At 47.5% G+C, this 22,573-nt stretch carries 18 protein-coding genes; 4 read left to right on the top strand and 14 right to left on the bottom strand.

Annotated features, from left to right (window positions below; all coding sequences use genetic code 11):
* Positions 1–25: 25 nt before the first annotated feature.
* Positions 26–2,404 carry a multiheme c-type cytochrome gene (locus ACZ5V1_RS13980; RefSeq protein ID WP_464389363.1) on the top strand — a complete coding sequence of 793 codons (2,379 nt, stop codon included), beginning with the start codon at positions 26–28 and terminating at the stop codon, positions 2,402–2,404.
* 501 nt (positions 2,405–2,905) lie between these two features.
* Here the strand turns inward: ACZ5V1_RS13980 and ACZ5V1_RS13975 are convergent.
* The 6 genes from ACZ5V1_RS13975 to mutY all read right to left on the bottom strand — a co-directional run bounded on the left by ACZ5V1_RS13975 (position 2,906) and on the right by mutY (position 8,205).
* The gene (locus ACZ5V1_RS13975; protein WP_464389362.1) at positions 2,906–3,106 is read right to left on the bottom strand and encodes a hypothetical protein; all 201 of its coding nucleotides are present in this window, start codon (positions 3,104–3,106) and stop codon (positions 2,906–2,908) included.
* Positions 3,107–3,767: 661 nt separating this feature from the next.
* Positions 3,768–4,268: a D-glycero-beta-D-manno-heptose 1-phosphate adenylyltransferase gene (gene rfaE2, locus ACZ5V1_RS13970; protein ID WP_160713953.1), complete on the bottom strand. Its 501-nt coding sequence runs from the start codon at positions 4,266–4,268 to the stop codon at positions 3,768–3,770.
* A gap of 18 nt (positions 4,269–4,286) precedes the next feature.
* Entirely contained in the window at positions 4,287–5,093 is an 807-nt protein-coding gene (locus ACZ5V1_RS13965; protein ID WP_464389361.1) for a YkgJ family cysteine cluster protein, read from the bottom strand.
* Between the two features lie 231 nt (positions 5,094–5,324).
* A complete protein-coding gene (gene trpS, locus ACZ5V1_RS13960; protein WP_464389360.1) occupies positions 5,325–6,317 on the bottom strand; it encodes a tryptophan--tRNA ligase in 993 nt (330 codons plus the stop codon).
* A 27-nt stretch (positions 6,318–6,344) separates the two neighbouring features.
* Entirely contained in the window at positions 6,345–7,019 is a 675-nt protein-coding gene (locus ACZ5V1_RS13955; protein WP_464389359.1) for a site-2 protease family protein, read from the bottom strand.
* Between the two features lie 73 nt (positions 7,020–7,092).
* Positions 7,093–8,205, bottom strand: coding sequence for an A/G-specific adenine glycosylase (gene mutY, locus ACZ5V1_RS13950; RefSeq protein ID WP_464389358.1), 1,113 nt, complete (start codon positions 8,203–8,205; stop codon positions 7,093–7,095).
* A 192-nt stretch (positions 8,206–8,397) separates the two neighbouring features.
* On the opposite strand from mutY, the gene ACZ5V1_RS13945 reads away from it, so the two are divergent.
* Positions 8,398–9,021, top strand: a complete 624-nt coding sequence (locus ACZ5V1_RS13945) for a Lar family restriction alleviation protein (protein WP_464389357.1) — start codon at positions 8,398–8,400, stop codon at positions 9,019–9,021.
* A 207-nt stretch (positions 9,022–9,228) separates the two neighbouring features.
* Here the strand turns inward: ACZ5V1_RS13945 and ACZ5V1_RS13940 are convergent, their stop codons facing one another.
* Positions 9,229–10,932 (bottom strand): FAD-dependent oxidoreductase, encoded by a 1,704-nt coding sequence (locus ACZ5V1_RS13940; protein ID WP_464389356.1) that lies wholly within the window; start codon positions 10,930–10,932, stop codon positions 9,229–9,231.
* A 171-nt stretch (positions 10,933–11,103) separates the two neighbouring features.
* Between ACZ5V1_RS13940 and ACZ5V1_RS13935 the strand changes: the two genes are divergently transcribed.
* Together ACZ5V1_RS13935 and ACZ5V1_RS13930 are read left to right on the top strand one after the other, a co-directional pair.
* On the top strand, positions 11,104–12,699 hold the full coding sequence (locus ACZ5V1_RS13935) for an SDR family oxidoreductase (RefSeq protein WP_464389355.1): 1,596 nt from the start codon (positions 11,104–11,106) through the stop codon (positions 12,697–12,699).
* A gap of 73 nt (positions 12,700–12,772) precedes the next feature.
* A complete protein-coding gene (locus ACZ5V1_RS13930; RefSeq protein WP_160713713.1) occupies positions 12,773–12,964 on the top strand; it encodes a hypothetical protein in 192 nt (63 codons plus the stop codon).
* A gap of 301 nt (positions 12,965–13,265) precedes the next feature.
* Here the strand turns inward: ACZ5V1_RS13930 and ACZ5V1_RS13925 are convergent, their stop codons facing one another.
* The 7 genes from ACZ5V1_RS13925 to ACZ5V1_RS13895 all read right to left on the bottom strand — a co-directional run bounded on the left by ACZ5V1_RS13925 (position 13,266) and on the right by ACZ5V1_RS13895 (position 22,560).
* Positions 13,266–15,302 (bottom strand): methyl-accepting chemotaxis protein, encoded by a 2,037-nt coding sequence (locus ACZ5V1_RS13925; protein WP_464389354.1) that lies wholly within the window; start codon positions 15,300–15,302, stop codon positions 13,266–13,268.
* 237 nt (positions 15,303–15,539) lie between these two features.
* Positions 15,540–16,973 (bottom strand): NADPH-dependent glutamate synthase, encoded by a 1,434-nt coding sequence (gltA, locus tag ACZ5V1_RS13920; RefSeq protein ID WP_464389353.1) that lies wholly within the window; start codon positions 16,971–16,973, stop codon positions 15,540–15,542.
* A complete protein-coding gene (locus ACZ5V1_RS13915; RefSeq protein ID WP_464389352.1) occupies positions 16,960–17,808 on the bottom strand; it encodes a sulfide/dihydroorotate dehydrogenase-like FAD/NAD-binding protein in 849 nt (282 codons plus the stop codon). Before ACZ5V1_RS13915 ends, gltA begins: the two co-directional genes overlap by 14 nt.
* A 694-nt stretch (positions 17,809–18,502) precedes the next feature.
* A complete protein-coding gene (locus ACZ5V1_RS13910) occupies positions 18,503–19,048 on the bottom strand; it encodes a Fe-S-containing hydro-lyase (RefSeq protein ID WP_464389351.1) in 546 nt (181 codons plus the stop codon).
* Entirely contained in the window at positions 19,048–19,884 is an 837-nt protein-coding gene (locus tag ACZ5V1_RS13905; RefSeq protein ID WP_464389350.1) for a fumarate hydratase, read from the bottom strand. Before ACZ5V1_RS13905 ends, ACZ5V1_RS13910 begins: the two co-directional genes overlap by 1 nt.
* Positions 19,865–20,659, bottom strand: coding sequence for a fumarate reductase iron-sulfur subunit (locus ACZ5V1_RS13900; protein ID WP_464389349.1), 795 nt, complete (start codon positions 20,657–20,659; stop codon positions 19,865–19,867). Before ACZ5V1_RS13900 ends, ACZ5V1_RS13905 begins: the two co-directional genes overlap by 20 nt.
* A gap of 11 nt (positions 20,660–20,670) precedes the next feature.
* On the bottom strand, positions 20,671–22,560 hold the full coding sequence (locus ACZ5V1_RS13895) for a fumarate reductase flavoprotein subunit (protein ID WP_464389348.1): 1,890 nt from the start codon (positions 22,558–22,560) through the stop codon (positions 20,671–20,673).
* Positions 22,561–22,573 lie beyond the last annotated feature (13 nt).

The raw sequence follows: 22,573 nt of genomic DNA, 5'->3' as shown, positions 1-22,573 counted from the left end.
AGATGGAATTGCACAGGAGTTAAGTATGTTACGCAGGCTTTTTATTACATGGTGCAGTCTTCTGTTATGGACTGGTGCGGCTTGGAGTGCGGTTCCGGCAGACATGTCTCCAGCAGGGTATCCGGCAATAGGTTCGGGATGTCTTGCCGGCCACTGTCACAGCGATATTGCGCCTATTCGTTCGCATAATTCAGACATGGCAAAGCAGATTTATTTACTCGGCGCATCGCAGGGTGATCCCAATGGCTGCGTTGTCTGTCATGGTGGTGATCCTGTTGCGCTATGGGAACGTCGTCTGCATCATGGAGCACCAAAAGAGAGTCTGCTTACTGAATTTACCACAAGTCCGGCTGCCATGTCGGTTGTCGATAAAACCTGCGGTCAGTGCCATACAGGTCGTGTGTACAGCCTGCGACGTTCCGGTATGGCTACCGGAACAGGTCATATGTCCGCTGCCCTGCAGGCTTGGGGTATCAAGCCTAAACAGCCTGTCGGTATCAAAACAATCACAGATTTAGATGGTATTCTTCCTTCTGTCGGGACACCGGAATATCAGGCATATATGGTTCGTTTGAATCATAAACAGGATGGGATTTTTGCGGAACGCGTTGTCGCTGTTCCTGAAAAAAAATGGAATGAGATAGAAGCGCGCCCAGAGCTTGCAGGGTATAAATACGTTCGCTCAAAATGTACGTCATGTCATATCGGCACCATACACAGCGGTGGCAAAGATTCCGGCTGTGCCGTCTGCCATTTACGATATGGAAAAGACAATAAATTGCTGACGCATTCCCTTCAGGGAACAGCTAAAAGTAAGGTCGTAGTTAACGGGAAAGCCACAAGTGGTATTGCTTTTGAGAACTGTGCACAGTGTCATTCAGAAGGCAAAAAGATAGCAACCTCCTACGCTGGGCTTTTGCGTGTGGCAGGAGCACAGACGTATCGCGCCATGCGCGACGATGTGCATCATAACGGGATGAATCGGTACGGAAACCCTACAGGCGGCTTGCTTTGTCAAGATTGTCATTCCACACGGGCAATGCATGGAACAGGAAATATTGCTGTTTCCGGTCGGGTAAATGTTGAAGTTGAATGCGCAGATTGCCATGGCACAACAGAATTTTTCCCGTGGGAACTTCCGCTAGGCTGGCAGGATGAGTTTGAGTCAACGGCAGCACAAGGCGATCCACGTGGCACTGCGGAGATTCTTCCGTTCGAGCAACAGGTGGGCACTGTGTATGTTCCGGAGGATGGGTATCTTCTGACAGCGCGCGGAAATCCTTTCGGCAATGTCATCCGGAGAGGTCAGGCTGTTGTAGTACATTCTGCGTCAGGTATTTCATACGAGGTGCCTGTGCTTAAAAAAATTGCACAGCGGCGTGCTTGGAAGAACCCAGCGCGGGCAATGGCTGCAAAGCTACAGCACCCCAAACATTTTGAATCCCTTGAATGCTACAGTTGTCATAGTGCATGGGTACCACAAGAGTACGGCACGCATTTGCTGGTAGATTTCAATACGCCAGATACGTTCTATACAGCGCAGCGTACAGAGCAACTGCAATGGCGTAGTCCTGTCCTTGGTGTAAATGGAGAAGGACGCATCAGTCCGTTGACCCCGCTAGTACAACAAGACGTAACTCTTGTTGCGCCGGATGATGCTATTATTCTGCGAAGACATATTTTCACCGCTCATACCGCTCAAAAGAATTCTTCAACAATCTATAATGCTCTGCACAAAACTATCGAAGACCTACTCGTTAATCGTGTGGATACTAGTAGAGAAGAAACAGTGCTTTCCGTGTACGATTCAGCAGGTGCATATGCGGCGCAAAACGTTCCATTGGATGATCTACTCTCCGCCTCGTTCACTATGGCACCGCTTGCACCGCATACGGTAACGCGGAATGCAAGGCCATGTGAGTCATGCCATGCTAACCCGAAGGCTTTGGGCTATGGTGATGATTCCGGTTTTGGCGTTGCAGCTGCGCCGCTAAAAGAATCGTGGCTACAGGCCGCGCTACGCAGCGGGAGCCAGACGGAGATATTGGAACGGGACAGGGCAAGGCGTATGTCTTCGCGAAGAAATGGTAATATCTCCGCACAACAGGTTCCGTATACACAGGTTGTGACCAGAAGTGGAAAGGCATTACAACAGGTAGGATTTCATTGGGCGTTGAGTTCACCGCTTTCGGATCTACAGCGGGACATAATGGAAAAACAGAATCCATTTGCCCGTATGCGAACCGAATACAGCGTTACGGAGGGCATGATTATGGTTATTGGTAAATATGAAATTGATGCTATTACAGCCTCGGCAGTGATTTTGGCGATTATCTTTTTTGTAATCGTCGCAGCGTTTATGCATACCCGCAGGTGTAAGCGTAAAGATGGACCTAAGTGCTGACAAGTTAATACTTTTTTGTCTTTTCGATGGCGATTGCAGCGATATTTTGCACTGCTATCGCAGACTGAAGAGTATGAAAACTTGTTACCGGCTAAAATTTGCAGAGGTTCATAGGAATCTTTCTAAATTATTAGTAGCGAGGCCAGCACGTTGCTCTAGCATCGTTGCGGTTTATGCATCATTACTTTTCGTGGAATGAAAAAGGGCTGTTCAGCAATACTGTTGGGTAGCCCTTATTTTTGGGCAAGAGGATGGGAAAAATTACGCAGTGGAGTATGAAAAAAACAGCATGGGATATTCAAACGGGAGTAAATCCATCGGGAGGGCAGTAAGAATAGGGATATGACCTGTTGCGCAGTATTTTTTGGGTATGAAAAAGTCTTCGAGGCTTATGAAATAAGTGTCGTGGGTTAGTGGCAAAATGGGGGTAGGAGTTTTCTGTGAAACGGTGTCCGGTGATCACCCCAGTATTTTGATGAAAAAAGCAGCTCGATAACAAAATTATCTTTCGAGATATGAAATAGCTTCCTTAATCGCCAAAAGAGCAGAAGGAGTATCCACAAGCACATTTGGATTTTGCGGCATCAGTAAGTGCAGCAGCTCCTCTGGCGTGGTTGCTTTGGTGTTCGGGTCTTTTTCATGAGCAAGGGTTTGCAGCTCTGAAAGGATCTCCGGCGGGATTTGAATTTCTGATGATGACATAAGGCTCTCCGGCGTTTGAATTGTAAAAGCAGTGGATTACGAAAGCTTTACAGAAAAGAACGTGTTTGACAATAAGTTGGTGTCGAAACGTGCGGGAGAACTTTTTTTAGGACACAGGCAATACTTTCGCTTATATGAATGGCGTTGCTTGTTTTTAAGACATTCCCAATGCTAGCCATACCCAAAAATACTTCGAGCTCCTTATGATGCAACCGCTCTTGGGCAGTAGTTGCAGCCTTCCAGACAAGGCAAAGAGAATTTTTTTAGGTCACGGTTCCTGATGCCCCCATGTATCGGACGTGAATATGGCTCACCGCATGGAATTCTTAAACATCAAGGTTCGCTTTGCGAACTATTGCATGGTTGCTACCTGTTTTTGGTGAACAGATTAATACTATGTACGTTTTTTAGGAGTTCTGCTTTTTTTTGCAGGACAGACTGTCCAGAGTAAGCCGCTTCAGTGCCGGAAGCGGTGTGCGGAAAGATAGTTTTTGGCTAAGATCCCCTCTGTTGGCGCTAAGGGGATCTTTTCTTTTGCGGCGTGCTACGCAACAATCCGCGTTTCTAGCCCGAACACGCATGTCGCAAAAAGGAGTCCGCCCCTGTCTGAGGAACGACAAGGGCGGACTTATATTTTTTTAGTAGCTGGGGACTTGCGTCTTTAGCAATCTGATCGAATCTTCTCTATGAGTGAAGTGGTAGAAAAGCCCTGCAACAGCGGAAGGCTAAGCACTTCGCCACCATCGTTTTCTACAATATCTTTCCCCACAATAGAATCAATCCCCCAGTCTCCACCCTTGATGAGCACGTTTGGACGTACCGCGTCGATAAGCTCGAATGGTGTAGGTTCATCGAATTCTACAACATAGTCCACACTTGTAAGGTGAGCCAGCACATATGCACGAACTGCAAATGTATTTACCGGTCTATCATCACCCTTGCCCAACGAGCGTACAGAAGCATCACTGTTTAATCCAAGCACAAGAATATCACCCTCTGCTTTGCAGCGGGCAAGAATATCCACGTGTCCAGGGTGCAGGATGTCGTAACAGCCGTTAGTGAAAACAATACGCTTGTCGCGTTTGTCTGCAAGTGCGGTAAGCAGGTCGTCCCACTGGTCTGCACGGAAAATTGCCGGATGGGCTGGTATACCGTTGTTCATGCTCATATCAGTACGTTATTACGCAGGGTGTGAAAGGGTTGTGCTGGTGCCAAAGAGGATGAGTTCCATCCATTCCATGGCAAAAAGAAGGCGTTCCTTCTCGTCAGTCATAATTTTTTCGCGGCGTTCTTCCGGCACGTTCACTCTATCCATAAGATTCATGTCTTCCATAAATCCTTTGAAGTGATCAAGCTGGTAGAAAGCGAGCAGTGCCATCTGAACACGTTTTTGCGTTAGTTCAAGGTCTGTGTCGATAAAGCGGGAGATTATGCTCATGTAGCGGTCTGCGAAGTAGTTGTACTCTTCCAGTCCCTGATCTTTGAGCCATTCCTTTGCTGTCCATTCTTTGGACTCGGCAAAGCCTTTACAGTGATCTTCCTGAACAACAACGAACTGTTCTACAATTGCGCCGCTTTCATCAAGATGTGTTGCGCGGCCTAGTGGATAAGCGCGGCACGCTGCGGAGCGATCTTCATAAACAGTGCAGCCTTTTTCGCAAAGAAACGGGCATTCCTGTTCGATATTATCCGTCATTTTAAGGAACAGTACGGGAAAACCGGAGTTAGGGTACTGCTCAATGACTGCGTATTCTTTAATAAAAGTTGTGCTGTCCAAGCCAAGTCCCTGACGTAAGCGCAATACGTCGTATGGGGAGAGGGGCATGCTTAAGTCGCGACAGCAGGCGTTAAAGCAGGATACTTTGGGATGACATGCAAAAGAAAAGGTGTCGCTGTCTGCCAACTGCGGCAACGATTCAAGATATTCTAAAGTGTCTTGCACCGCGGAATCGTCATCAGGACCTGCATCATGTGGATCTACAAACATAAAACTTCCCTTGAATTGTGACAGACCCGCACATTGCTGCAAAAAAGCGAACGACTAATGTAGGCTCTAACACCCCACAAATTTGTCGTAATCTATGCAACGCGGAGTCGTCATAGAACGAACAAGTTGACAACATCAAATTCCTCCGGAAGGCTGAGTTTTCCCTTCTTGCCAGAAGCAGAGGCACAACCCCGCCCGCCGGAGGCATAAAGTCATCAAAAGTCTTTGGTGCTAAAAATCAAAGTTAATAGCGCTACGAACTTTTTCCATGGTTTCGCGAGCCATTTTAGTGGCGCGTTCGTTACCATGTGCCAGTACTTCCTGAACGAGCTTTGGATTTGTATCAATAACTCTGCGACGTTCCTGAAGAGGAGCAAGGAATTCTTCCATGGATTCAAGGAGAATTTTCTTACAATCAGTACAGCCAATCGCAGCAGAGGTACATCCCTTGCGAACTTCAGCCTGTTTCTCTTCAGAAGTCATGAGTACATGGTACGGGAAGAGGTTACAGATATCAGGATCGCCTGGATCTTTACGACGCACGCGGTTTTTATCAGTAAGCATGCCGCGAACTTTAGGCTGGATGTCGTCCATGCTTTCACGAAGGAAGATGCCGTTGTTGTAGCTTTTTGACATCTTACGGCCATCAAGACCCGGAAGTTTTGCTTCAGGAGTCAGTTTACCTTCAGGTTCAGGGAAGATGTCACAGTCGTACATATGGTTGAAACGACGTGCGATTTCGCGTGTCATTTCGATATGCGGCAGCTGATCCTGACCAACAGGCACGTAACTTGGGCGGTACATAAGAATATCAGTAGCCATGAGCACAGGGTAGCCAAGGAAACCGTAGTTGCCGAGGTCCTTATTGCTGATCTGGTCACGCTGCTCTTTGTATGTAGGGCAACGTTCGAGCCAGCCAAGCGGGGTGATCATGGAAAGCAGCAGGTGCAGTTCTGCATGTTCTTTCACTGCGGATTGCTGGAAAATTGTACATTTTTCAGGATCAAGACCGGAGGCAAGCCAATCTTTAACCATTTCCGTAACGTGAGTTTTTATGCCACTTGTGTTTGCAAAATCACTGGTGAGCGCGTGCCAGTCTGCTACGAAGAAGTAGCAATCCATTTCGTGCTGCATTTCAACCCAGTTCTTAAGAACGCCAAAGTAGTGGCCAAGGTGTAGGGCGCCAGTAGGGCGCATACCGGAAACGGTACGTATACGAGTCATTTCATTCCTCCGGATATAATGTCAGGCTTAAAAAAAAGTAATCATTTGAATGATTAAATCTGCGGACCCGAAGATGAGGGGGCCGATGATTTTTCCCAGAAAGCCTGTTGCCAACAATAAAACTATAAGAATAAATCCATAACGGGAAATTCCCTGAAATTTATATGCAAGACGCGGCGGGAGTAATCCTGCCACGATATGACTACCATCCAGCGGTGGGAACGGCATCAGGTTAAACCAGCCGAGAGCTAGGTTAATGATGACGCCTGCGCTCAACATACTGCGTAAGAATTCGTACACAGATGCGTAAATTGAGCCGGGTACTGGTTGGTTATGTGCCACAATGACAAGGAAGACACCAAAGAGAACCGCAAGAAGAAAGTTAGTAAGAGGTCCCGCTATTGAAACAAGGATCATACCCTTTCTTGGGTTTTTGAACCAGCGGCTATCTACAGGCACAGGTTTCGCCCAGCCAATAACAAATGGGGCTGTGAGCGCTGTGAGTACAAACATTGCTGTACCCATAGGGTCAATATGCGGAAGAGGATTTAGCGTAAGACGGCCCTGTGCTTTTGCAGTAGGGTCACCAAGTTTGTACGCTACCCAGCCATGCGCAACTTCGTGGCATACCATGCCAAGAAGAATGGGAATAAACGCAATGGCGATCTTTGTCACACTTGTTGCTATATCGATAGTAGGCATAACTTTTGCGGCTACCACGAACCCCTTTGTGAAGCAAGTAAATTCGCGGTTCCGAAGGTCTTACGCTAGTGAACTAGCTGTTTTCTAGAAGTGGTTTTAAACGCATGTCGTTCTGCAGATGATCAAGAAGTTTACGGTGTCCTGCCGGTAGGGTGACAGTGTCCAGCTCGTCCATGTTTACCCATTGGTATGCTGTGGCGGCATGGAGCACAGGCTCTGGAGTATGCTCCCCCGTAAATGTAAGAAAGTAGCAGTGCATGGTCACACGGTAGGTTGTGTAGCCATGTTTTACTACAATAATTTTATCTTCAATTTTTACGGGGAATTCTGTTTCTTCCATGAATTCACGAACAACTGCTTCTTCCGGTGCTTCTCCTTCTTCAACGGAGCCACCGGGGAGTTCCCAGAAACCAGCCCATACGCCGAAATCTGGGCGTTTCTGGATATAAATTTTCCCTCTATGCATTAAAAAACCAGTCGCAACATCAATGTGTTGAATACCCTTTTTAGCAGTCGGAACAGGGCGTTCATGCGGAATTCCAAGGTGGTATGCTTCGCAGTACTTTTGCAGTGGACAGCGGTTGCAATGGGGCTTTTTGCTGCATACTAATGCGCCCAATTCCATAATGGCCTGATTAAATTCTCGTGCATGACCGGAAGGGAGTATGGCTGCGACAGTTTCACGAATGAACGCCATGTTGTGCTTTTGCTTAACGGGCGTATCGATATCAAAAATTCGAGAGAAAACACGCTCAACATTTGCATCAACGCAGATAACGTCCTGATTGAATGCAATGGAGGCAATGGCACCGGCTGTATAATCTCCAATACCGGGGAGAGCGCGGATGTCCGCATGATCTTCTGGAAAAACACCGTCATGTTCTGCCACAATAATTTTTGCAGCCTTATGCAGATTGCGTACTCGGGAATAATAGCCCAGACCTTCCCATAACTTCAGCAGAGTATCTTCATGTGCTTCTGCAACTGCGGTGACATCGGGCAATGCCTGCATCCAGCGATGAAAATAGGCAACACCACGTTCCATTTGAGTTTGCTGCAACATGATTTCGGACACCCATACGCGGTACGGTGCATAATCCTCACGCCACGGCAGGGCACGTTTGTTGCTCGAAAACCAGGAAAGAAGGTCGTTAGCGAATGCGGGGTATTGGTCTGGTGAAATCATTTTTTACTCGTTATCTGCTTACTTGGTGTCGGGGATGCATTTGTGGTAGCGTTTGCTCTACATAGAGTAAAGAGTAGAGTTGCACAAAAAAACATGTGAGAAGGTGTAACTTCTTTTAGACATTAGATATCGTACATTGTATAATAATTAGCACTATCATTAAGTACGTAAATCGTGTTGGGGGGACTGAGGATGTTGATTCCTAAAATTTGTCCAAACTGCAATGGGAGCAGGACGCTTCTCTATTTTGACGCCATCTACTATTACGTAGTTTGTGACCAGTGCGGTATGACCGGTGCGCGAGCCTTGAGCGAAGATGAAGCGCTGGTTTTGTGGAATGAACGCGGAAGCACGACTTTTACTTATGAGATTGTGCAGGACAGCAATAAACTTGTGCGTGTGATGTCGTGTGATACGCAGCGCATAAGCACACGGTATCCGATCAATTTGCCTGTAGTGCTCACGCTTTCTCAACCTAATGGGAAAAAGATTACGGGTGTAATGCGTAATGTTTCTCATTACGGTGCTTTTTTGCAGCTCAAAGGGGGAAATTTGAGCGCAATTCCAAGTTCCGCAGAAGAACTGGCAGAACAGAGGATGTATTTGTATTACAAAAATCCTATTCCTAAGCCTACGGATGAGAATGAAGAAGCTGTTGCGCCACCTGAATCTAATCCGATTCAACAAATTGAGCTTATTCCTAAACACATGTTGCAGACGAGTCAGGTTGTTGGCGTTGGCGGCAGTTTCAGGAGCCCGAATGCTGACCAGCTTAAATCTGTTCAACATTTGGTGGATTTTGCCCGCGGGCAATAGAGTTCTCAGACAATTTAGCTCGGTTGATTAAAACAATAAATAAGGTCGATACATCGTTGGATGTATCGACCTTATGTTTTTTGTGCTTATGAATACGCTACTTGTTCGATTCGCTTGCGCCCGCAGAACCATTTGAGACGATGTTAGGAATCCAGCGCTATGTAGTTTTCAGATGTTGTTCTTTTTATAAAATTTCAAGAAAACTTGTTACTGCGTATTTTTTTCAGAAGCCCAGTATGGATGCTGCAAGTCTTCAAAAGCAGACATGGCAGCAACTGCCCCGTCGCTGACTGCGGTAACAATTTGCCGGACACCGCCGTTAACGTCGCCTGCTGCATAAATTCGGGGGATGCTGGTACGCATGGCGTTATCCACATGAATCGTTTTGTCCGGATTCAACTGTGCACCGATCTTTTCTGCAAGTGCAGAATTTGGGTCCATGCCAATGGCAATGAATACGCCGTTGCAGTGATGTTCGGAAATTTCTCCAGTCTTATTATTTTTGAAGGTTACGCCTTCAACCTCTGTGTCATTGCCATATATCTTTTCAATGACGGTATTGTAGATAACAGGAATTTCTTCGCGTTTAAGAGCGTCCTGCAATGCTTTTTCTGCGCGCAGGCTCTCACGTCGGTGAACAACGGTGACGTCGATGCCTAAATTTTTAAGATGGAGTGCGTCAGTGAGGGCACTGTTGCCGCCGCCGACCATGAGGACATGTTTACCGCGGAACATATAGCCATCGCAGGAGGCACAATGGGTAACACCAGTGCCGAAATATTTCTTTTCACCTTCCACATCAAGAGACCGCCATTCTGTACCTGTAGCGAAAATGAGTGCTTTTGCGGCATACTTTCGTCCTGCGGTATGCACTTCGATAACATCTCCAATAGTGACATCATCAATAAGCTGATTCTCGCGGATATTTGAATATTCTCGGGTGTGCGCGGTGAGTATCTCCACAAGTGCTGTGCCGCCTACACTTTGGAATCCCGGGTAGTTTTCAACAGTAGGTGTTGCTATCACCTGCCCGCCAATAACTGAATTGTCGAGCACTATGGAATCGAGACCTGAGCGTTTTGCATAAATGGCTGCTGTAAGTCCGGCTGGGCCAGCGCCGAGAATGAGCAAGTCGTATATTTTTCCTTCTTCTTCAGGTTCCGCTTCCTGCATTTGTTCCCGAAGTACGGCTTCTGCATCACGCAGCATGAGTAGTTCAAGGCAAAAGCGTTCTTCCGGAAGCAGGCCGATGCGGTGATATTTTTCACTGAACGCTGTGTGCGGCACTGATCCGACTCTGAACTGTTTTGAGAGTTCGGGAAATTCGTCAGAATCAACGCAGTCAGCGCGAATCAGTTTGGGTCTTTCAATGGCGCTCTTAACAGCGTTCATGAACTGTCCCGGACAATATGGACATCCGGGGGAGGAGAATATTCGAACATGGCGTGGTTCTATAAGCTCTGCAAGAATGGCTTTGGATGTTTCAGAGAGTGCGCTTGCGCCGAAAGAAATGTGGAGAACGGTTTCTACAAAGGCTTTTCCTTCTTCTCCCAATGGAGCGCCTGTGAACCGGATGTCGTATTCATCAGGATTGAACAGGAGAGACGGGGAAAACTCTACTTCGTGCTTTTCCGAAAATTTGTCACCGAGAGTGTGCTTCACAAGAGTAATATGTTCGGAGAGTCTAGACATGTCATACGCAAATTGTAGCGTAACACCGTTGAACATGTTCAGCGGGTCATTGTCCGTCACGACGTGCAGCTCAACGGTTTTTTGGAGCTGCTTGAACACTTCGGTGAGTGTTGCACGTGCTTCTTCCGGCAGAATCCAGAGTTCTTCATCATTTTGTGATGACGCGTTTGAAGCTTCGTGTGTGGTTGAAGAGTCTTTGGGTTTGGTCGGCGGTACCATACGTCCTCCACGAACAATCGTTTCGATATGACAGGATTAGGGAATGGTTCAGAATACCACGCTTGAGAAGTTCTGCAATATGGGGATAGGCGAAAAAATAGACGCGGCAGAAGGCAAAGTGCGGTATGTTTTGTTTTGAGAAAATTTAGGCATACTGTACCGGAGAAATATATGCATGATAAACCCATTCTAGTTACCGGAGCCACAGGCTACATAGGCGGAAGACTTGTTCCTTTGTTATTGGCGCAAGGGAAGAAGGTTCGTGTACTTGTGCGTTCCAGACGTAAACTGGATAGCAGGCCTTGGGCTTCAGATGAAAATCTGGAAGTCGTTGAAGGAGACATGGTTTCAGGAAAGGGCACCATGGACGTTGCGCGTGGCTGCGGGGTTGCCTATTATCTTATTCATTCCATGAATCCATCCCAAAAAGATTTTCGTGATGCAGACCGTAAGGCCGCGTACAATATGGTTCAGGCGTGCCGCATCAACAAGGTTGAGCGGATTGTATATCTTTCAGGCGTCGTGCCCGATGATCCAAAGCTCAGCAAACACCTTGTATCCCGAGCAGAGGTCGCACAAATTTTGTCGCTATCAGAAGTGCCTGTTACGGTGCTGCGTGCTGCGCAGATAATCGGTGCAGGCAGTGCCTCGTTTGAGTTGCTTCGATATTTGGTGGATCGTTTGCCGGTGATGGTTACGCCGCGCTGGGTAAACAGTAAGTGCCAGCCAATTGCCGTATCTAACGTGCTGACGTATCTGACAGGTGTGTTGGATGTGCCGGAAACTGCGGGTAAAACATACGACATTGGCGGGCCGGATATTGTTACGTATCGAGAGCTATTCGAAATTTACCGAAAAGAAGCAGGGTTGCGAAAGCGCTTAATCTTCCCTGTGCCTGTTCTTACTCCGCGTTTGAGTTCTTTGTGGATTAATCTTGTTACGCCGGTGCCAACAAGTCTTGCGCGTCCTTTGGTAGAGGGGCTGCGAAACAATGTTGTGTGTGCAGAAAACTCCATTCGTGAGATAATTCCGCAAGAGCTAATTACTGTAAAAGAATCTGTAACACGGGCGTTGGCACGGGTGCGGCAACATACTGTGGATACAAGTTGGACAGACGCTGGAGAGCCGGAAATTCCAGAATGGGTAACATGCGGGGACAGTACTTATGCAGGCGGTACAACGTTGTATTCAGCAAATGCCGTGCATATTCGTGATACAATGGAGAATGTCTGGGGTGTCGTTAAACGTATTGGCGGAACAAACGGATGGTATAAAGATGACTATCTGTGGCGCATTCGAGGATTTATCGACAAAATGGTTGGCGGGCCGGGCTTACGGCGTGGGCGGCGCGACCCAGAAGAGTTGTTTATCGGTGATGCACTGGATTTTTGGCGTGTGCTGGATATTCAAAAAAATAGACGTCTTTTATTACTGGCAGAAATGAAATTACCCGGCGAAGCCTTGCTAGAGTTTACGTTAATGCCAGTAACCACTGGAACAGAGCATGTTACTGAATTACGAATGATCGCTTATTTCCATCCTAAGGGACTGTGGGGCATGGCGTATTGGTATTCGCTAATCCCAATGCATCTGTTTATTTTTGGCGGAATGCTGAAGGCTATTGCTAAAGCGGCAGATGGCGAAATAGTAAAGGGGCCGTGGCAAATTAAACATATTGCCCTGCAACGGTGCTCCCTTGATACCATGCAGAAAATTACTATGGCGGAAGCCATGAAGCGGAGCGACCATACGCCTGAAGAGCCGTAATGCGCTATGAAGAATGTCAATTGACACTCACACATGGCACCCGTACCATGCGGCGCTAATGTAAGGAGTAAACATGTCTAAAGAAGCACCTAACTTTGTTGTACGCGGAATTTTAATCGGGGCGTCAGTCGGTGTCCTCGGGTACCTTGTTGGCTTTTTGCCAAACCTTCCTCGTGCTATTGCTCTAGGCATGGTTCCTGGCTTTGTTGCCGGAATAACCCTTGCCCGAGCACATAAAGCAAAACACAATGACGACGACGAATAGAGTAAAAACATAAATAGTCAGATGGCTAACTGGTAGCGCGGGCGGATAGTTTATTTAGCTCATCCGTGTTTATGCTGACGTTTCGTTTTTACCTGCCTAATTAGCTATTAGGTAGATTTTCAGCTTTTAGGTAAACGGCCAGCTGAGATCAGATAGTTTTGAACGACATGTACTCGTTCAAATGATGCGAAATACGAATACAAAGAAAGGCTACCCCGTGAAAACGGAGTAGCCTTTTTTCTATTTTTTGGGTGGTTGTCAGAGAGTTTGAATTCTCTTTAATCAACCGATTCTGTAATGTTTAGGATTTCAGCTCAATAACAAGATGCTGAAGCTTCTGAGTCATTTCAGCAAGCTCGTTTACAGCTATCGCGGACTCGCGCATTCCTGCTGCGGTATCCATTGCAATACGGTTGATCTCTTCTGAGCTTCGACCAATTTGTTCAGAGGTTGCAGACTGCTCTTCACTCGCTGATGCAATGGAGCGAACCTGATCGGCGTTTGCAATGGCAACTTCAACAATGGATTTGAGAGAGTCGCCAGCTTCGCTTGCGAGCCCTGTTGAGTGTACAACTACGTTGGATGTTGCCTGCATTCCCTGAATGTTTTCTTTTGAGGCTACCTGAATGGCCTGAATAGCTTCATCAACTTCACGGGTTGCCTGCATTGTTTTTTCTGCAAGTTTACGAACTTCATCCGCAACAACGGCGAATCCGCGTCCTGCTTCACCTGCACGTGCTGCTTCAATAGCGGCGTTCAATGCCAGCAAGTTTGTCTGGTCTGCGATGTCAGTAATAACCGTCATAACACTACCAATGTCTTCAGCACGGCTTCCAAGTGCACCGAGGCTTTCTGTCAGGTTGGTAGAACGATCACTTACTTCATCGATAGACTGAACAACAGAGGAAACAACATGCTGTCCTTCTTCTGCTTTCTGTTTGGTATCTTCAGCATGAGAGGCTGCGGATGTTGCATTGCGTGCAACTTCGAGCACCGTAGCATTCATTTCTTCAATGGCTGTTGCTGTTTCGCCGGTACGTTCGAGCTGTAACTCTGCACCACGACTGGATTCATCAATCTGCGCAGCAAGCTCGGTTGCGGTTGTTGTAATATGTTCAACAATCGTTTCCAGCTGTGCAGCAGCCTGAAGCATGCCTTCGCGTTTTGCTTTTTCAGCTTCGCTTCGAGCTTCGTCTGCTTCCTGCATTGCAACATGCGCGCGCTGTGATTCCTGTTCTGCTTCTTCAGTTTTCTGTTCAGCAGTTTTAATCATCTGGCGCAGGTTGGTAGTCATTTCTCTAAGCGCAGTTGCAAGGGTTCCAATTTCGTCCGTACGGTCGATATCGAGTTCTTTATCTAAAACGCCCTTAGCAACATCTTCTGCAAAATTAACGCTTTTGGTGATTGCTGCGACAATTTTATGAACAATCAAGAAAATTACAATACCGGTGAGAAGTACAACAATTGTTGCTGTAATGAGGTTGGAATTACGGATTGAAGCGATTGATGAAAAAATGTCGTCAACGCTGGTGGCAATACCAATAGACCAACCTGTGACCGGCTCTTTGCGGTAGGTAACAACTTTCTCTACACCACGCCATTCGTAGGTAATGGTGCCGGAATCTTGGGAAGCTATTGTTTTGCCCCAGTCAAAATCTGTGAGCTTTGTTTTTAAAATTGTAGAATCATCTGGGTGGGCGCAAAGATAACCGGATTTTGCTAACAGAAAGGCATAACCGGTTTTACCCATTTTGATAGGCTTAATATATTTTTCAGAGAATACGCTTAATTGTACAACCCCGATAACAGCACCGACAGCGCTGCCTCTGTCCATAATCGGAGTAGCAACAACTAGAACTGGTTTCCCTGAAACTTTACTTTTTATGGCATCAGAAATGGCAGGTGCACCCTGCATTACTTCTTTGAAGTATTTTCGGCTACTGATATCCAGCTTACCAACCATATCAATGTTTGAGTAGGCTGTGGCGATGCCTTCTTTATTTATGATTCCCACACCTTCGTAGTACGAATACTCTTTTTCCATATTCTGAAGGTAGGAGGTGGCACGAATGTATGCTGTCTGATTCAACCCGTCGCTAAGAAGGGCACGTTTGATGGATCCATTACCCGCTGCAATAGTCAAATCCTGCCGGATGTCTTCTACCCATGCTGAAATCTGAGTTTGCAGACCTTCAGCGACCTGTTCAGATTGGTCGATCATTGTTTTTTTCAAGATGGACTCTGCTTCTCTGAATGATAAAAAAGAAGCTGTGCCCATTCCGACAATGATGATCAACAATGTCGGTACTAATAGTTGTGCTTTGAGGTTGAACTTCATCGCATCCCTCCCGCGTGATGGTATTTTGTGGCAGCAAGTTGCTAATCATAAGTAAAAGCTAGTTATGATTATTGTGTCCCCGTTCTATTAGTATCGGATGGATGCGGAAAAAAGTTATGTTTCTTTTAGCGAAAATTCTGATAAATCGGTAATTTGATACTGATAATTTGATAATCGAATAATAAAAAAGGGCAGCCTGAGAGGCTGCCCTTCTATTTATCGTAAAATGACGAGTGGTTAGTCTTCTATGCCGAAACGACGGGCAATTTCCTGTGCTGCCTTACGGCCTGCACCCATTGCAAGAATAACTGTTGCTGCACCGGTAACGATGTCACCACCTGCATATACATCAGGAATGGAGGTTTCGTTAGTCTGTTCGTCGGCTTCGATGTAGCCCCATTTGTTTAACTTCAGATCAGGCTCGTTTTCGAGCAGAACCGGGTTAGGACGGGTGCCTACAGCGATAACTGCGAGGTCTGTTTCCAGCTCGTATGTTTCGCCTTCGATAGGGAGAGGACGACAGCGACCGGAATCATCCGGTTCACCCATCTTCATTTTCTGCAATGTTACAGAAGCAAGGTTACCATTTCCGTCGCTTTTGAACTCAATAGGGTTCGCAAGTACTTCAAGGATAATGCCTTCTTCTACAGCATGTTCAACTTCTTCAAGTCGTGCAGGCATGGCGTCAGCTGTACGTCTGTACACAATGTGTACAGTTTCAGCACCAAGGCGCTGTGCAGTACGGGCAGCATCCATTGCTACGTTACCACCACCATATACAGTAACCTTGCGGCCTTTGATGATAGGAGTGTCGTAGTTAGGGAAGTCGTATGCACGTCCTAAGTTGACGCGTGTGAGATATTCGTTTGCGGAGAAAACACCGCAAAGGTTTTCGCCGGAAATATTCAAGAAGCGTGGCAGGCCTGCGCCAACACCAACGAATACAGCTTTGTAACCCTGCTCTTTTAAGTCTTCAATGGAGAATGTTTTGCCGCCAACGTAGTTGGTTACAAAATCAACCTGAAGGTCTTTAAGGGCACCAACTTCTTTAGCAACAACATCTTCTTTAGGCAGGCGGAACTCAGGAATACCGTAAACGAGTACGCCACCTACTTCGTGCAGTGCTTCAAAAATAGTTACTTTGCAACCGCGGCTGGCAAGATAGCCTGCAACGGTAAGGCTGGATGGGCCGGAGCCGATACAAGCAACCTTTCTCTCTTCATCAATAAATGGACACTCAGGCTTAGCGCTGATGAGGTCACACGCATCCATGTACATGTATTCGTCTGCTACGTAGCGTTCAAGACGACCGATAGCGATTGGCTGATCTTTCGCATTGAGAATACATGCGCCTTCACACTGAATTTCCTGCGGACAAACACGTCCACAAATAGCAGGGAGGCTGTTGGTGCTTTTGATTACGGAGTAGGCTTTTTCAATATCGCCTTTGGCTACTTCAGCAATGAAATCTGCAATCGGTACCTGTACTGGACAGCCCTGAACACATTTAGGCTTTTTACAGTTCAGACAACGTGCAGCTTCCTGCATTGCCATTTCTTTGGTGTAACCCAGTGCCACTTCTTTAAAATTGCGGGCGCGTTCTTCAGCCGGTTGGTTAGGCATTGGAACACGAGGGGCAATCTGTTTTTTAGTCTTTTTAGCTGTTGTCATTGCACTTGCACCTGCAGTGATGGTCGAAAGATTTTTTTTCAAGGCTGGAAAATGCAGCCAGTCTCTGTCGTAATTCACCAAAATCTACTTTGTGACCGTCAAATTCAGGACCGTCTACACAAGCAAATTTAGTTTCTCCGCCAACTGTTACACGGCAAGCGCCGCACATGCCAACGCCATCAACCATAATGGAGTTAAGGCTTACAGTGGTTGGAGTACCGAATGGTTCGGTGGTTTTTGAAACAGCAGCCATCATCGGCACAGGGCCGACAGCTACTACTTCAATAACAGAGTCATCTTTTTCAAGACGATCTTTCAGCAGTTCAGTTACAAGACCGTGGTGACCGTAAGATCCGTCATCTGTAGAGATGAGAACTTCCGGGCAGAACTCTTTGAGTTCTTTTTCAAACAGCAAGAGGTCTTTGTTACGGGCACCGATGATAGCAACAACGTGGTTGCCAGCTTCGTGATTACCCTTAGCAATGTGATGCATAGCAGCAATACCGGTACCGCCGCCAACACAGATAACTGTGCCGCCGGAGTGGAGGTCGGTTGCTTTTCCGAGCGGGCCACAAAGGTCAAGAATGTCGTCGCCTTCGTTAAGCTGTTCAAGTAACGCTGTTGACTTGCCGAGTACCAGATACACGATAGTGATGGTACCGCTTTCAGGATCAGTGTCAGCGATAGTAAGCGGAATACGCTCGCCTCGCTCCGTTACACGTAAGATAACAAAGTTGCCGGGCTTGGCTTTTGCCGCAATATGCGGCGCATCAATAACCAGCTTGCTGGTTTGTCCTGGGATTAACTGTTCTTTTTTAAGAATTTTATTAGCCATAATCATACCTGTTCCGCCGTGTGAGAAAAAACAGCGACAGCGGAAATGTTTGTGCGTTGGAAGCGCATGTCAGCCTTAAAAAAAGGCCGAGCAGATTGCAGCCGAGTACAGTACGTATCGGGGCCTAGAACAATAGTCGTTCGTTAGATGTCATCTGTGAAGATGGCTGTGAGCAAGGACACGGTAAAACCCCTGACAAGTTTTAACGTCTCCTGATGTCGCGGCAAAGTGCGGCCTGAAAAGCGAGGGAGTCCCTCGAGCGCACCGGACTAACGATACGACGTGCAGCAAGATAATTATTCTCCTAACACGTCACTCCGTAACTAGTGAAGCACTAACATGCAGCCAAGAAAGTTGAACAGCGTTACTTTGCCTCATTTAGAAGGGTGTGTCGTGTATGTGGGAATGCAGTTTCGCCCGCACAAATTGTACTGTATGGCTGTTTCGCTTTGCAACGAACCGGACATTATTCCCAGTTATGGTTTGAAATGTGCTGCTCCAGATTTCTCCAGAGCAGCACTGTTGTGGTTTACATAAACATCATAAGAATGCTTTTCCCATTCTGCGTTATGTATGCTCTAAGGCACAACACATATCGGGGGAGTTCACAATTGAGGGGCTCTTGTGCGCGTTTCAGCACAAAGTAGTCTATTTTTTGCTGAATTGCACTTTAAGATGTGACAACTATCTTTAATTACAAATCATAATTCGGCTTGGCGTATTGCTCGTTGCCATATGAATCGTTTACCACGAGCAGCGGGAATTTGGTCACAGTGAGTTTTCTGATTGCTTCAGGACCCAGTTCATCAAAAGCGATGATTTCAGCCTTATCAATACACTGCGACAACAGCGCACCTGCGCCGCCTGTTGCTCCAAAGTATACGCCTGTATGGTCTTCAAGCGCTTTGCGTACTTCTGCGCTGCGTTTGCCTTTGCCTATGGTGGCTTTTACGCCAAGACTATGCAGACGCGGGGCATAGGAGTCCATGCGGTAACTGGTGGTAGGTCCTGCGGAGCCGATAGGACGTCCTTCCGGTGCAGGACTCGGCCCTACATAATAGATGACAGCACCTTTCAGATCGAATGGCAGTTCTTCACCCTTATCGAGCATGTCGCATAACCGTTTGTGTGCTGCATCGCGGGCTGTGTAGATAATGCCCGTAAGCTTTACTACATCACCGGCTTTGAGTTTTTTCACATCTTCATCACACAACGGGGCGGTCAGTTCATACGTAGCCATTAGATTTCGACCTCCTTGATGCGTGAAGAGTGACACTGCACATTCACAGCAAGCGGTAAGCTTGCGATGTGACACGGACGCATTTCTATTTTTACACCGAGACTTGTGGTTTTACCGCCAAGCCCCATAGGACCGATGCCGAGCTTGTTGATTTCTGCAAGCAGCTCTTCTTCCATTTTCGCCAGTTCCGGATCGGGGTTCGGTTCGCTGAGCGGACGGAATAGTGCTTTCTTCGCTAATGCCGGAGCCAGATCGAAGGTTCCGCCGATGCCTACACCTACAATGGTAGGCGGGCACGGATTCGGACCTGCTTCTGCCATACGGCGTACGACAAATTCTTTAATGCCTTCCCAGCCCTGAGCCGGAGTAAGCATGGTGCAGCGGGACATATTTTCTGATCCGCCGCCTTTTGCCATATGCTTGATGTTGATTTTATCACCGGGAACAATGTCTACATGTACAACTGCCGGAGAGTTATCACCGGTATTGGCGCGTGTAAGCGGATGGCACAAGGATTTGCGGAGCAAGCCTTTTTCGTACCCTTCGATCATTGCTTTGTTGATGACTTCAATAAGGTTTCCTTCAACATGTACTTGGTCACCAAGTTCAACAAAGAAAATGCCTACGCCTGTATCCTGACACAACGGAAGTCCGGAGCTTGCGGCGAGTTCTGCGTTTTCAAGCAACTGACCGAGTATTTCCCGCGCAGATGCGGAGTCTTCATTTTCTCTCGCGTCTGCAATTGCCTGTTTTACGTCTTCGGGCAGGTAACGAGCAGCGGTAAGAACAAGGTCTACTACCGCGTTATGAATTGTTTCAGCTTTGATGGTTCTCATGGCAACATCCCTTATGCGAGAGTTTGTTAATCAGCGATTTAGGCACAATTCCTTTTACGGAATGCAGAGCCAGCATACGACGCATAATGCCGAGCTGATCCTGCAAAGGAATATGTTTAGGACAGACATCTTCACAGGCGAGTAGTCCCATGCAGCCGAATACGCCTTGATCGTTGCCGATTACTTCGTAGTAGTTTTCCACGTTTCTTTCGTCACGAGGGTCTAGGTAGAAGCGGGCAACACGGGCTATGGCGGCTGCACCAAGGAAGTCTGGACGCATACGGGCTGTACCGCATGCTGATATGCAACAACCGCATTCCACGCATCGATCAAGCTCGAAGATTTCGTTCGCAAGGGAATTTTCCATGCGAGCTTCTTCCTGCGTAGGGTCAAGCGCTTCATGATCGTTGTGTACCCACGCTTCAATGCGTGTTCCTGCATCACGGAACCACACTCCCGTATCAACAGAAAGGTCGCCGATAAGTTTGAATACCGGCAATGGGTGCAGAACAATATGAGTCGGCAGGTCTTTTGTCTGTGTATGACAGGCAAGGCCGGGGCGACCGTTGATGACCATGCCGCAGGAACCGCAGATACCTGCGCGGCAGCAGAAATCAAACTGCAATGTCGCGTCGTGCTGATCGCGGATAATGTTCAGCGCGATAAACAGGGTCATGGAGTCATACTCATCAATATAGAATGACTGCATTTGCGGCTCGGAATTTGGATCAAGCGGATTATAACGGAATACTTCGATATGGAGACGACGGCTCATAATTTACTCCCTTACTCTTTGTCTTCCGCAGGTGCGGCAGTTTCGGATGATTTCTTCTCAGGAACGCGCAGCTTGTCAGCCGGAATATCCGCATAGAGGATTTTCCCGCCGCCGTATCCGCGTTCTCCCGGAGGAATTTCAAAGTAAGGTGAGGCTTCTTCGTACTTGAGAGTCGGCAAAGAATCGCCTTCTCTCCAGTACGCCAGCGTGCGGTTGAGCCACTCTTTATCGTTACGTTCGGGGTGATCTTCGCGAGTGTGCGCGCCGCGGGATTCTGTGCGCTTAAGCGCGCCGAATGCGGTGCACTGTGCAAGTTTGATCATTCCCGGGATGCGTAAGGCTAACGAAATTTCCGGATTAAACCCGATGGCGTTACCTTGCAGACCGATGTTCATGGAGCGTGCGTGCAGTTCTTCCAATTTGTCTACTGCTGTCTGCAGGTCCTTACCATTACGGAAGATTCCTACGTAGTCCATCATTATATCCTGCATTTCATCGCGCAGAACAATGGCACTTTCTTTTCCTGAGTTGCCTGCAAGAAACTTGATGCGTTCATCTATTTTCATGTGGGCATCACGCAATGCACTTTGTTTAAAATCAACAGAATTGCCTTGCAGAAATTCTACAACTTTCTGCCCGACATAGCGACCCGCAACAACGGTTTCAGCAAGGGAGTTACCGCCAAGGCGGTTGAATCCATGCATGTCCCAACAAGCTGCTTCGCCAGCGGAGAACAGACCTTTAAGGCCGTATGCTGCACCGTCTTTGTTCGTGCGCAAACCACCCATTGAGTAATGCTGGGTAGGGCGAACAGGAATGAGTCCGGTAATTGGATTAACACCAAGGAAACTGGTGCAGATGTCGTATACTTCGCGAAGTTTAGTTGTGATGTGCTTTTCGCCGAGGTGGCGAATGTCGAGCCATAAATGGTCACCGTATGGAGATTTTACGCCAAATCCTTTTGCCATGTGCTCCTGCATTCGGCGGGAAACAACGTCTCGGGAAGCAAGTTCAGCTTTTTCCGGTTCGTAATCCGGCATAAAGCGGTATTCATTCACGTCCAGAAGTGTACCGCCATCACCGCGGCAGCCCTCTGTTACCAGAATATCTGTAGGAACGGTTCCTGTCGGGTGGAACTGAATCGCCTCCATGTTGCCCAAAGGCACGAGACCAGTATCAAGTGCTGCAATCTGCCCGCCACCGTCGCAGATAACCGCGTTGGTAGTGGCTTTGTAGATTCGTCCGTAGCCGCCAGTCGCAATGAGGGTTGCTGTTGCATAGTACGCCATAAGCTCGCCTGTACGCAGGCAGCGGACAATAGCGCCGATACAATTTTCACCGTCATGAATAAGGGCTTCTGCCTGAGTGCGGTCATGAATATTTACATCATAGCGCAGGCACATGGAATCCAGAGTGTTAAGAACAGAACGACCTGTGCCGTCTGCTGTGTAGCATGTACGCCATTTAGCGGTGCCACCAAAAGCACGGGCGTGAATGAGGCCGTGCTTTTCTTTACTTTCCACGGCGTCAAAAGGTTTGCCGCCTTTGTAATAGGTGGCCGGTCCTTGTTCAACACGATTCCACGGTACGCCCCAATGCGCGACTTCACGCATTACAATCGGAGCTGTGTCCGCAAAAATTCGGGCAACTTCCTGATCACAACCCCAATCTGAGCCTTTTACGGTATCTGCAAAATGAATGTCCGGCGAGTCGCCTTCACCCATAACACAGTTACCGAGTGCAGCCTGCATTCCGCCCTGAGCCGCGGATGAATGAGAACGGCGTGGGGGAACAATGGAAAGGCATGTTGCGTTAAATCCGGCTTTGGCAGCTTCAACGGCTACGCGCTCTCCGGCAAGTCCTGCGCCAATGCATAATAAGTCGGTGTAGAAAATTTGCATACGTACGTTCCTT

The sequence above is a fragment of the Halodesulfovibrio oceani subsp. galateae genome (assembly GCF_055397225.1).
Note: the sequence above shows the minus strand (reverse complement) of the source record. Positions and strands in the feature narration are given on the sequence as shown.